Source organism: Flavobacterium sp. NLM, from assembly GCF_002210235.1.
Lineage (GTDB): Bacteria > Bacteroidota > Bacteroidia > Flavobacteriales > Flavobacteriaceae > Flavobacterium > Flavobacterium panici.
Genome location: NZ_LIAC01000019.1, coordinates 1 through 12,025, shown reverse-complemented (window position 1 = coordinate 12,025; position 12,025 = coordinate 1). Strand labels below are relative to the sequence as shown.

The window sequence follows — 12,025 nt, the reverse complement described above, 5'->3', positions numbered from 1 at the left end:
TAAATAAAGCAATTATAAATAAGTAAGAATTTTTCGCTAAATGTTTATGTCAATAAAATAAATTGATTATCTTTGAGTGTTTGCTAAAAGCCTGTAATATAGTTCTTTGTGTTTTTTAACGCATTATCGAAGCCGTATATTCTTTCATTCAAGATTTTTCAGAATTAATAATTTCGAGTTAAGTAATTAATCATTAATTTAAATTCTACAAAATGAATATTAAAAGAACAAATCTTCGCATAATCCCAATTTTGTTTTTGGGTTTAATTTACAGCTGTTCCCCAACAGTTAAGGTTACAACAGATTACGATCACTCTGCAAATTTTAGTGAATATAAAACTTTTGCAGTTTATGATTTAAAAGCGCAGCAAGGTCAGGTAAATCAATTAAATGTAGACCGTGTTACAAATGCAATTCGTGCTGAAATGATTGCAAAAGGATTTACAGAAAGTTCAAATCCTGATTTAAAAGTAAATGCAGTTTCTATTTTAAAAAATAAAACACAAGTTACAGCCGACTCTAATTTTTACGGTTATGGCGGAATGTATCGTCCGTATGGATATTGGGGCGGCGGAGCCATGATGGGCGGCGGCACAACAACATTTAATACTTATGATTATGTTGACGGTTCATTAGTTATCGATATAGTTTCTACAAAAACACAAAAATTACTTTGGCAGGGAATTGGAAATGCTCAAATTGACAGTAAACCAGATAATCCTGAAGAATTTATAAATAATTCTATCAAAAAAATCTTAGAAGGATTTCCTCCTGGGGCAGTAAAAAAATAGCATAAAACTACTGTTTTAAATAGGCTGTACTTTCAAATTTAGTAAGTACAGCTTATGATCGCACATTTTATTTTCTTTGAAAATCCCCCTTTTCAGAGAAAAGGACAAACTAATCAAAGCTTAAAACGTATGACCGATATAGTACTTTCGCTTTTCTTTTTTATAGCTACAATTGTAGGATTTGCGACTTCATTTATGGTTCTTTTCTCGAAGAAAAACTATTCTAAAAGTTTTTTCTTAGGACTGTTTTTGTTTAGCCTTGCCCTTGTAAGCGTCTATAATTTTTACTTATCGGCAAATGTTTTTAAGGAATTTCCGGATCTGTTCATGATCACCAAATCTTTTATTTTTTTAGCAGCTCCCTGCGCGTTTTTATACGTTCGCAATATTTTATTCCCAAATTCATACTATAAAAAATACGACTGGTTTCATTTCCTGCCATTCCTCATTTATTTCTCATTAACTATTTTAGTCTGGATTGGAAATTATACCAATATTTATTTGATAGACTATATTTCGGTAAAAACAAAAAATCCTTTTTCAATGTTAAGTCTCAGCGTTTGGCTTATGTACGCATTTTGCCAAACTATGATGATTTTAAATTATGACATTAAAAAATTTAAGGAAAATCACCTGCAGCGAATCAAAATATTAGGCTGGATCAGGGTTTATAATCTGGTCATCTTGTTTTTGTTTTCAACACTTTTTGTGCATTTCTTTTTAATCAATAATGTCGACAATTTAGACTTATCCTGCTACATTCTTATTTCATCTGTTTTAATCTTTACGGTTGGCTGGCTGTATTTTAAACCGCAGCTTTTTTATGATGCAAATGAAAACGAAACAGATTTTGTCAATGAAGATTTGAGAACCTACGCTTCACAGGAAACCAAAAACTCACACCCAATAGTAAAAGAGTTAACGCTGGAAAAACGACAGCTGTATCTGGCAAGACTAGAAAGTATATTTGACTCTAAAAAACTCTTTTTAAAGAAAGATTTAGTGATACGTGATATTTCAGAAGAAACCGGAATTACCGTAAACAATCTTTCCTGTTTAATTAATTCAGAATTCAACCTGCACTTTCAGGATTATATTAATTTAAAACGAATCGAATATTTTAAAGAAAAAATAAACGATTCAGACTGGAAAGATCTTTCCCTCGAAGGAATGGCCTGGGCATCTGGTTTTAAATCCAGAACAACCTGTTTTAGGGCTTTTATAAAACATACAGGAAAATCTCCTTCAGAATATTTTAGGGTAATCAGGATTAACCCTGAAAAAAGCAGTTCTTATTTTTTTAAGCAATCTACAAATTAAAATAATTTGTAAAGACGGATTGTAAAGTCTCATCAATTTAAAGAAGAAACCATGAAAACGAAATCAAAACAAACCATAAAATCAGTATACATCTTATTATTTCTGTTCGTTTGTTTTTTAGGAAATGCACAGTTAAAAGGAGGTCATATTCTTGGAGCAATGGGATTACAATCCGGAACTCAGACTCCGGCAAATACTTTAAGCGTTTACGTGCCGGGTTATTTGTATGATGCGGGTTCCTTGCGAAATTCAGACGGTGACGAATCTGTTGCAAATCCAGATATTACCATGTTTATAACAGGAGTTGGAGCTAATTATATAAGTGATTTCAAAATTTTAGGAGCTAATTACGGAGCTACTATTTTGCTGGCTTTTGCTTCAAATACCATTCAGGGAAATTCACTTGATGCAACAAATTCACTCGCTTTTACAGATATGTATGTACAGCCCATTCAATTAGGCTGGCACAACAAAAGAGCCGATTTTGTTTTTAGTTATCAATTATATCTTCCAACTGGAAAATTTACCGCAGGAGCTTCAGATAATGCCGGTTTAGGAATGTTGATGAATGAATTTTCGGCCGGAACAACCGTATATTTTAATGACAAAAAAACATTTCATTTTTCGGCTTTAGCCTCTTACGAAATAAACGGAAAAAAGAAAGATACCGATATAAAAACCGGAGATATTTTAAGTGTTGAAGGAGGTTTAGGAAAAACCTTTTACACGCTCAATGCTGCGAAAACTGCTCCAAGCGGAATACTAAATGCAGGTTTAATTTACTATTTGCAATATAAAATTTCAAACGATAAAATTCCGGTGGGCAATTTCGTGATTGAACCAGACAAAGACAAAATTGGAGGCGTTGGTGCTGAGGTAAATTATTTCCACATAGGCTGCAAAACTTCTGCAGGACTTCGCTGGATTTCAGAATTTGGAGCCGAAAGCCGTTTTCAGGGAAATACTTTTTTCCTGACACTTGCGCATGTATTCAGCTTGGCAAAAGAGAAAAAAGAATAATCCTCAGAATGATTTAAGTTGATGTTTTTTAAAGGAATAAGATAAATTTTAAATTGATTTAAATGAGAAATACATATTCAGAAACTTCCATAAAAAACAGAAAACTTTTTCTACAACTGGTTTTCATTTTTGCTTTGTGTTTTTTTTCTCTTCAAAACACAATCGCACAAACAGCACAGACACCACATATAACCACAAAAGATTCTCTCGACGGAGCTTTTGACTTAAGCGATTATATTATTTATGCACACGGCTTTATTGTAGTTCCTACCGTTATTACAGAACCGGCATTGGGCGGAATTGGAGGTGCAATCGTTCCCGTTTTTCTTAAAAAACGTCCGCCGGTTGTAGACGAAAATGGTAAAAAACGTTTTATAAATCCAGACATAACAGGAGGAATTGGTATGTATACCGAAAATAAAAGCTGGATGGCAGGCGCATTTCGGTCTGGAACCTTAGTCAAATCCAGAATTTTATATCGTGTTATGGCCGGTTATGGCGATATGAATTTATCTTTTTATGCCAATAATATCCACAATGCAAAAGATCAGGAATTTAAACTCAATTTTAGGTCAACTATTTTTTATACACAATGGCTGAAACAATTTAGAAACGCAAAATGGAGTGCCGGACCGCAATATCTTTTTTTAAACTCAAAAATAAATCTGCCCGATGTTGATCTTCCGCCGCCATTTGTACAGCCAAAAGATATTAAAAGTACCATAAGTCAGCTTGGAGCTGCGCTTCAGTTTGACGGACGTGACAATATATTTACACCAGATAAAGGAATCCGGCTTCAGTCAGATTTCTTTTGGTCAGATGATGCAATAGGGAGCGATTATGATGCGTGGCGCGTCAATTTATCGGCAATAGGATTTTATCCCTTAACAAAAAAATTAATTGGCGGGCTTAGGGTAGAAGGAGAGCAGGCGTTTGGGAGTCCGCCTTTTTATCTTTTGCCCGGAATCAATTTACGCGGAATTCCCGCCGCCCGATATCAGGGAAAAACCAGCATAGTTACCGAAGCCGAATTGCGATGGGATTTATACCGAAGATGGAGCCTTATGGGTTACGGCGGCCTGGCAAGTGCTTTTAACGATTGGGATAAAGCGTTCGCCAAACCCGTTGTCTACAGTTACGGAACAGGATTTAGATATCTATTAGCCCGAAAATTCAAACTCAGAATGGGAGTCGACGTTGCAAAAGGCCCTGAAGATTGGGCGTATTATATTGTTTTTGGAAGCAATTGGCTTAGATAATTGTTAATTATTAATTGTGAGTTGTTAATTGTGAAAAGTGAAATAAAAATTCCCGATAATGTTACCGGGAATTCAAATATAATTTGTGGAAATTCGTGCAATTCGTGGCAAAAAAAACTCTATTTCGCCCAATACGGCTTGATAATTTTATTCTGTTTGTGGTTTAAAACTAATAGAATAATAGTTGCAGTGGCACAGAATATAATAGCCTGAACCGATCCTTCGGGACCAAATTCTCCTCCGGTAATAAATTCCGGACCTTGTATTTTTGCTTCTAATAAACTGCTTGTTTTTTCGTTTCCGGAAGTTATGGCTCCAAAAATTCCCGACTGCGTAAAATTCCATGCAAAATGCAAAGCAATTGGCATCCATAAATTACGGCTGTACATGAAAATAGCTCCAAACAAAAAACCTGCAGTTGTAATACAGATTGCTGAAATCAAAGTGCCGTGAGGATTTGCCAAATGAAAAACACCAAATAGAACAGCAGAAATTGTGAGAGAAATATAACTTCCCAGTTTTTCTTCTACAATTCTAAATATAATCCCGCGCACCAATATTTCTTCAATAATGGCAACGGTAAACATTATAGTAAACGGAATCAGGATAAACGAAACAGGATTGATATTTACAACGCTGTAACTTCCGTTAAGGTAAATTACTAAAATGGTTAAGGATTGTAAAACAAAACCAATTAAAGTTCCAATAATAATATTTTTGGCAAGTCCTTTTGTAGAAAATTCTGTAATGGTTCTTTTTTCATATTTTTTAAAGAAAAGAATGTAACTGAAAATACACGAAAAGGAAACAAAAAGTCCTTTTAAAAGATTTCTATAATCTTTGTCAAGAGATGTCAAAGCCAATAATTTTACGGCAATTTGCTGGCCAATAATAACAACAGCCATAAAAGTAAGCAGAGCAAGAAAGATTTTGACAACAGGGAAATTAAATATTTTTTGTTTTCTGGTAAGGGTTTCCATTTGGTTTGTTTTATTGATTTATGATGAGACAAAAGTATCGCGCATCAAAAACAAAAAATAGAATGAAATTTGCCTCTTTATAATTTTTGAAATTGTTTGGGTAAAAATCCCGTTTGACTTTTAAACGTTCTAATAAAATGGCTTTGATCTGCAAAACCACATTCGAGTGCAATTTCGGTTAAATTACTTTCGTGCGATTGTATCAGCGAAAGCGAACGATTTATTTTAATTCGGCGCATGTATTCGCCTAAAGTACAGCCAAAATATTTCGGAAAATGTTTAGAAATCGTAATCGGATTTAAATTTAAAACCAATCCCAAATCATGCAGATTCGGGTTTTCGTTCCAGCAGTCATTCAGTAATTCCTGCAAACTCTTCACCCAAAACGGACTTTTCTCAAAACGTTCTAAATGATTTTGAGCATTCGAAATCTGCGAAAAAAGCATCGTAATCGTATCGGCAGAAAAAGTATCAGAAGTAAGCGTTTCTTTAAAAATCTTTAAAATTAAAAACTTAGTAAACGCCGAATTTTGAACCGATTTTTCGATCACAGCTTCAGATAGTTGAAGATCTTTCAGCAGATTTTCTTCAATTTCAATATTAATATTTCGGGACGGAAAAAGCGTATTTTGATTTAAATGCAGTTCGTCGCTGTGGTAAAATAATAACGAACCGGGACCTACGGTTTCGCTGAAATTTTTTCGTTTTTCGGTAGTTCCGCCTTTTAGGAAAAGCGTAATATGCGCATTATTGTGCGAGTGCCAGCCTTCGTAAACCTTGTTTTGATACTCGGTTTCGACAACCGCAATTCCCTGCTGGGTATTGAAGCTCTTTTTAGTATTGCCTAAGTATTTCTCTTTTTCGAGTTCGTACATTTTGGGGTTTATAGCGTGGCATTTCAACAGCCAAATTACTATTTATTTGCATATAAAATCAAAAAACATTTGATTGTAAACAGATTATGTTTTTATATAGTTTGTAAGGTTTTGAGGATTAATAAAAACATTGTATAAACATTAACTGTTAAATAATAGTTTATTTACCGAATATTTAATTTTTTTGTAACAAAAATATAATACAGGCTACTAATAAGTAACTATTTAAATCTTTTGATTATGTATAAAAATACGATGAAATCAGTTTTCGCGGCATCTGCTTTTTTAGTTGGTGTAAGCGGCTGTTTTGCGCAGGACATTTTGGTAAATTCCTTAAAGCTAAATGCGAGTGATAAAAGTAAAGAAGCTTTTAAATTCACTGAAGTAGTTAACTTAGGAACAACGTCGATTAAAAACCAGGGTTCATCAGGAACTTGCTGGAGTTATGCATCAAACTCATTTTTAGAGTCAGAAATGATTCGTTTAGGAAAACAGCCTGTTGAGCTTTCTCAGGTTTTTTCTGCAAGAAATGTGTATGTTGACAAAGGAGTAAATTATGTTCGTATGCACGGCGCGATCACTTTAGGTGACGGAGGTTCGCTGCACGATGTAATTAATATGTACAAAAAATACGGAACCGTACCAAGAGAAGTTTACACTGGTTTGAACTACGGAACGGATAAAAATAAATTCGCCGAAATGTCTGCACTTATCGAAGGTGTTTTGGCTGCGGTGGTTAAAAATCCAAACGGAGAGTTAACTCCAAACTGGCAAAAAGCGTATGCTGCTGTTATCGATTCTTATTTAGGAAAAGTGCCGGATAACTTCAACTACAAAGGAAAAAACTATACGCCGCAGTCTTTTGCTAAAGAAGTGGTAGGAATTAATCCTGACGAATATGTAGAAATGTCTTCGTTTACAACTTCTCCATATTACCAAAAAACAGTTCTTGCTGTGCCGGATAACTGGTCTTTAGATCAGGTTTACAACGTAAAAGTAAACGACATGACTGATGTTATCGACAATGCATTGAAAAAAGGATATACTGTTGCTTGGGCGACAGACGTAAGCGAGAAAAGCTTTAGCTGGAAAAACGGTGTGGCTTATGTGCCAACAAAGAAATTTGACGACATGACGGCTGAAGAAAAAGCAGATATGTTTAACGGACCAAAAGCAGAACCGGAAATTACTCCAGAAATGCGTCAGGCTGCGTTTGACAATTACGGTACAACAGACGACCACGGAATGCACATTATTGGTCTTGCAAAAGATCAAACCGGAAAAGAATATTATATCGTAAAAAATTCTTGGGGAGAAACAAACGACTACAAAGGTTTCTTGTTCGTTACCAAAAATTTCGTAAAATATAAAACAACTGCCTTAATGGTAAACAAAGGCGGAATTCCTGCTGAAATTGCTAAGAAGTTGGGAGTTTAAGGAGTTTTAAGGTTTTTAATGAAAATAGAAAAGCGCTGTGATCTTTGGATTACGGCGCTTTTTTGTTTTTGAAAGATTTTAAAATTTTCAAAGTATAAAACACATATTGATAGTAAATTACTTATTTTTATTTTTCAAAGATCTCTTATACTTATGAATAAATATAAAAAATGCATTAAAAGTTTTTTTATAAAACTAAAGAATTCAATTTTTGGTTTTTTTTTGAATTTCAAAAAATCTATTTTAAATAGTAGTTTTTATGTTTATTTAACCACTATTATTTCTAATTTCTTAAATAAGATAATTTGCTATTTTAAAAAGAAAAGGAATTCTTTTGATAGAAGTCTAGGATATCCGCTCTCTAAGAATCCTAACGGATTTGAAGATTTAACTCCTTCAATAATTGAAAATGAAAAAATTTATATCGATTCATTATATTGGGCTTTAACAAACTCCAATATTACGAATGTTGCACTTACAGGATCTTATGGTTCTGGAAAAAGTAGTATACTTAAGACTTTGAAAATTAAGCATAAAGAGTTTGATTATCTTAGTATTTCTTTGGCAACTTTTGAAGAACAAATCGATAATATTGATAATGAAAAACCAAAAACACTAGATGAAATAAATGAAAATAAAAAAAGAAGGGAAGAGCTAAATCAAAAGATCGAACTTAGTATTCTCCAACAAATGTTGTATTTGGAAAAAAGTATTAGTTTGCCAAACTCAAGATTTAAAAGAATTAGAAATCTTAAAAGTTATTCTTTGGTAATTTTCACTATTATAGGTTTCTTCGTTGCTTTGAGTTTTGCATATCTATTTTATCAAGATTTATTTAAAAAATTAATAATATTTTCTTCAATATCTAAAGAAAGTAAGGGTATACTAGAGTTAACCTCTTTGGCAATTTTTATTTGTGGGTCTTTATTTATTGTAAAAAGTTTTATTAAATCACTATATCATTTTAGGTTTGAGAAAATTAATCTAAAAGGTGACATTGAACTAAATCGAGAGATTGATAATAATTCCATTTTAAATAAAAACTTAGATGAGATTATCTATTTTTTTGAGAAAACTAATTATAATGTGGTTTTAATTGAAGATTTGGACAGATTTAAAGAACCTGAAATTTTTACTAAATTAAGAGAAATTAATTTAATACTCAATAACTCAAAACAAATTGGCAGGCACATAACATTTATTTACGCATTAAAAGACGAAATGTTTAAGGATGGGAATAGAACTAAATTTTTTGATTTTATAGTTCCAGTTATCCCTATAATAAACCCATCAAATTCTTATGATTTACTTCATGACAAACTAAAAAATGAAGGCATAAATGATCAATTATTAGATGATATCTCATTATATGTTGACGATATGCGATTACTTAAAAATATTGTAAATGAGTTTAAAATTTACAAAGAGAAGCTAACTATCATTGATTTGGATAAAAGTAAGCTTTTATCATTTATCATATATAAAAATAAATATCCGGAAGACTTCGCGAAATTGCATTATAATAAAGGTATGATTTACAGTGTGTTTAATGAGGATGAGCAAAAAATAAAACGAAAACAAATTCTTGATGAAGAAACAGAAATTAAAAGGATAAGATTAAAAATTGAGGAAATTAGTGATTTCGGAATTGACAGTATTGAAAATTTGCGTAGGCTGTACATATTAAAAATTATAGAGAATTTCCCTTCAAGTCAAAAAATAACGACTCTTAATTTAGATAAATCTTATCCATATAATGATGTTGAGCAACTAATCACTGATTCGGCATTTGAAAATTTGACAGATAGAAAATCTATTAATTATACTTATCAAAATTATGATTATAACTATAGAAGATGGGATAATATTAATGAAAACCTGTCTGTTTCTTTTAATGATATTGAAGAACAAATCGGAGCTAAACATTCTTATTTTGAAAGTAAATCTCTGATAAATGAAAATACAAAGGAATCAATTGATGTATTAAAGTTTGAATTGTTTAATTGTGAAAATAATATTAAAGTGATTAGAGATTACTCTATTCAAGAGCTAATTAGAGATTCTAGTAAAGGATTAAATAAAGAAATTATAAAGGAAGATATTTTGATTTATTTCTTAAGAAATGGATTAATTGATCAAGATTATTGGTATTATATTTCTTTATTTCATGAAACAGAAGATGGATTATCAAAGAATGATCAAAATTATATTTTAGGAATTAGAAATAACAAACCTCGTGAATTAACCTATAAATTAAATAATATTAAAAGAATTTTAAAGAAAATTAATGATGATTTTGATAAAGAAATTATATTAAATTTAGATTTAGTCGAATATATATTTGAGAAAAAAAATAATGAGACAATCAAGGAATTGTTTTCTTTATTTCAATCGACATCCGTTTTAAAAACGAGCTTCATTAAATTATATATAAATCAAGGAAAGAATATTGATTTGTTTATAGAAAAAATAGCTGGAGTTTGGTCTGGATTTTGGGATTATATTGAAGCTGATAACTTTTATTTAATTGAAAAAAAAGATAAAATCTTAATAAGACTTTTACAGAATCTTAAAGGCCAAAATCTTATTAAACAAAATAGTAAAGGGAATCTTTTAAAATATATATCAAATAAAACGAATTTTCTAATCTTAATGGAGAATGATAATGTAGACACGGAGAAAATTATTGAGAATTTGGTTTCATTAAAAGTGAAATTTATAGATTCTTTAGAAATTGGAAAAAATAAAAGTTTATTTAACTTGATTTATGAGAACGATTTATATGAATTAAATGAAACTATGATTGAATTTGTTTTTAAAAATAAAGCGGAAGATGTTAATGATTTAAAAGTTTCAAATTACAGTACAATTCAAAATTCACAATTAGATTTATTAAAATTATACGTTGAAAATAATATTGAAAAATACATTTCAAATGTTTTTCTTTCAATTGAAACTAACACTAATGAAACAGAATTAGGATTGGTGAAGTTATTAAACAATCAAATTCTAAAAACGGATATTAAATTAAAAATTATTGAAGATCAAAATATAAAAATTTCTACTTTTTTAAATCTGCAATTTTCTGTTTGGCCTTCACTACTTGCTTTGGATAAAGTAGAACCTACTTGGGATAATTTAATTAATTATTCATTAAAATATGAGTTTGATGAATACTTAATTTTATTCTTGAACAATTTGAAAAATGCAGAGAAAATATCTAAACTTAAAATCAATGACTCTAAATTTGACGATTCCACAAAAAATAAATTTACTCGAGAAATACTGGAAAAAGATGAATTAAATGAGAATTCATATTTCTTAATTTTAGATAGTGTAACACAAAATTATAATGAATTAAATTTAGAAGAAATTAATGATATAAAAATTCAAAAGCTGATCGAGAAAAAAATTATTGCCTTTAGTAAAGAAAATTTTGATTTAGTAAAAGAGGCTTCACATGATAATATACAACTTGTATTAGTAGAGTTAAATTTTCGTGAGTATTTAAAAGTTAGGGATGAATTTTTATTTGAATTAATTGAATATGAATATCTATTAAAGTCAGATAAATTATCTTTGGATAATAAAATTGATTTGATTTATGAATTAGATGCTACAAGTCTTGATGTGGGAGTAAGTAATATAGTTGCAGAAATACTTTCAGTAAATAAAATGATTAGCATAGATTATGAATTTTTGCTAGAATTAATTACGAATAGCAAGAATGTTAGAAATAAAATATTGTTGTTCAATAAGTATTTTACTTTGTTTAAGAATAATATTGAGTCTCTTGAAAGTGTTTTGGTTAAATTAGGTAATCCGTATTCTGAAATTACTCAAAAATGGAAAGAGATTAAATTTACAAAGAACGATTTAAATACTGCTTTTATAAATAATTTAAAAAGTATTAGATATACTAATATTTCATCAGACAAACTTGAAGATAACTATATTAAAATTGTAACTAAGAGAAAATAATTAAAAAACAGGAGCAATAATTATTAATAAAAAATAAAAAAGAGGTTCTACTAGAGCCTCTTTTCATTAGAATATATTTTAAAAATAGAAATTTCTACTTCCCTTTCAACAATTTCTCCAAATACTCAACCTTATCTTTTTCAGCCTGAACCAAACGTTCGAAAAGCTCAACCATTTTATCAAGTGGATTGAAATTACAGTTATATGCATTTCCATTGACAACATTGCTTTCATGATAAGTATTTCCAATAATATTTAAAACCGCTTCTTCAGAGAAATTTTTAATTCCTTCAACAGTTACGCCTAATATTTCGGCAATTGCCTGAAGTTTTTCATCATCAATTGTTTCGCTGTTTTCAATA

At 30.6% G+C, this 12,025-nt stretch carries 9 protein-coding genes; 6 read left to right on the top strand and 3 right to left on the bottom strand.

Annotated elements, in window-relative coordinates:
• The first annotated feature begins 212 nt into the window (after positions 1–212).
• The 4 genes from APR43_RS21085 to APR43_RS21070 all read left to right on the top strand — a co-directional run bounded on the left by APR43_RS21085 (position 213) and on the right by APR43_RS21070 (position 4,390).
• The gene (locus APR43_RS21085; RefSeq protein WP_053472892.1) at positions 213–791 is read left to right on the top strand and encodes a DUF4136 domain-containing protein; all 579 of its coding nucleotides are present in this window, start codon (positions 213–215) and stop codon (positions 789–791) included.
• Between the two features lie 129 nt (positions 792–920).
• The gene (locus tag APR43_RS21080) at positions 921–2,111 is read left to right on the top strand and encodes a helix-turn-helix domain-containing protein (RefSeq protein WP_053473028.1); all 1,191 of its coding nucleotides are present in this window, start codon (positions 921–923) and stop codon (positions 2,109–2,111) included.
• 51 nt (positions 2,112–2,162) lie between these two features.
• Positions 2,163–3,131 (top strand): transporter, encoded by a 969-nt coding sequence (locus APR43_RS21075; protein WP_053472891.1) that lies wholly within the window; start codon positions 2,163–2,165, stop codon positions 3,129–3,131.
• A gap of 62 nt (positions 3,132–3,193) precedes the next feature.
• Positions 3,194–4,390 carry a BamA/TamA family outer membrane protein gene (locus APR43_RS21070; protein WP_053472890.1) on the top strand — a complete coding sequence of 399 codons (1,197 nt, stop codon included), beginning with the start codon at positions 3,194–3,196 and terminating at the stop codon, positions 4,388–4,390.
• Positions 4,391–4,509: 119 nt separating this feature from the next.
• On the opposite strand, the gene APR43_RS21065 is transcribed toward APR43_RS21070, so the two are convergent.
• Both APR43_RS21065 and APR43_RS21060 read right to left on the bottom strand, forming a co-directional pair.
• Positions 4,510–5,370 (bottom strand): CPBP family intramembrane glutamic endopeptidase, encoded by an 861-nt coding sequence (locus tag APR43_RS21065; RefSeq protein ID WP_053472889.1) that lies wholly within the window; start codon positions 5,368–5,370, stop codon positions 4,510–4,512.
• A gap of 77 nt (positions 5,371–5,447) precedes the next feature.
• Positions 5,448–6,245 carry a helix-turn-helix transcriptional regulator gene (locus APR43_RS21060; RefSeq protein ID WP_053472888.1) on the bottom strand — a complete coding sequence of 266 codons (798 nt, stop codon included), beginning with the start codon at positions 6,243–6,245 and terminating at the stop codon, positions 5,448–5,450.
• A gap of 240 nt (positions 6,246–6,485) precedes the next feature.
• Here APR43_RS21060 and APR43_RS21055 point away from each other — a divergent pair, with 240 nt between their 5' ends.
• Together APR43_RS21055 and APR43_RS21050 are read left to right on the top strand one after the other, a co-directional pair.
• The gene (locus tag APR43_RS21055; protein ID WP_053472887.1) at positions 6,486–7,682 is read left to right on the top strand and encodes an aminopeptidase C; all 1,197 of its coding nucleotides are present in this window, start codon (positions 6,486–6,488) and stop codon (positions 7,680–7,682) included.
• Between the two features lie 153 nt (positions 7,683–7,835).
• On the top strand, positions 7,836–11,663 hold the full coding sequence (locus APR43_RS21050; protein ID WP_053472886.1) for a hypothetical protein: 3,828 nt from the start codon (positions 7,836–7,838) through the stop codon (positions 11,661–11,663).
• A gap of 94 nt (positions 11,664–11,757) precedes the next feature.
• Here the strand turns inward: APR43_RS21050 and APR43_RS21045 are convergent.
• On the bottom strand, positions 11,758–12,025 hold a 268-nt coding region (locus APR43_RS21045), incomplete at its 5' end, for a transcriptional regulator (protein WP_123959176.1).

Coding starts and splice junctions, on each gene's coding strand:
- APR43_RS21050 (WP_053472886.1), top strand. CDS start 7,836: ATGAATAAATATAAAAAATGCATTAAAAGTTTTTTTATAAAACTAAAG.
- APR43_RS21065 (WP_053472889.1), bottom strand. CDS start 5,370: ATGGAAACCCTTACCAGAAAACAAAAAATATTTAATTTCCCTGTTGTC.
- APR43_RS21060 (WP_053472888.1), bottom strand. CDS start 6,245: ATGTACGAACTCGAAAAAGAGAAATACTTAGGCAATACTAAAAAGAGC.
- APR43_RS21080 (WP_053473028.1), top strand. CDS start 921: ATGACCGATATAGTACTTTCGCTTTTCTTTTTTATAGCTACAATTGTA.
- APR43_RS21085 (WP_053472892.1), top strand. CDS start 213: ATGAATATTAAAAGAACAAATCTTCGCATAATCCCAATTTTGTTTTTG.
- APR43_RS21070 (WP_053472890.1), top strand. CDS start 3,194: ATGAGAAATACATATTCAGAAACTTCCATAAAAAACAGAAAACTTTTT.
- APR43_RS21055 (WP_053472887.1), top strand. CDS start 6,486: ATGTATAAAAATACGATGAAATCAGTTTTCGCGGCATCTGCTTTTTTA.
- APR43_RS21075 (WP_053472891.1), top strand. CDS start 2,163: ATGAAAACGAAATCAAAACAAACCATAAAATCAGTATACATCTTATTA.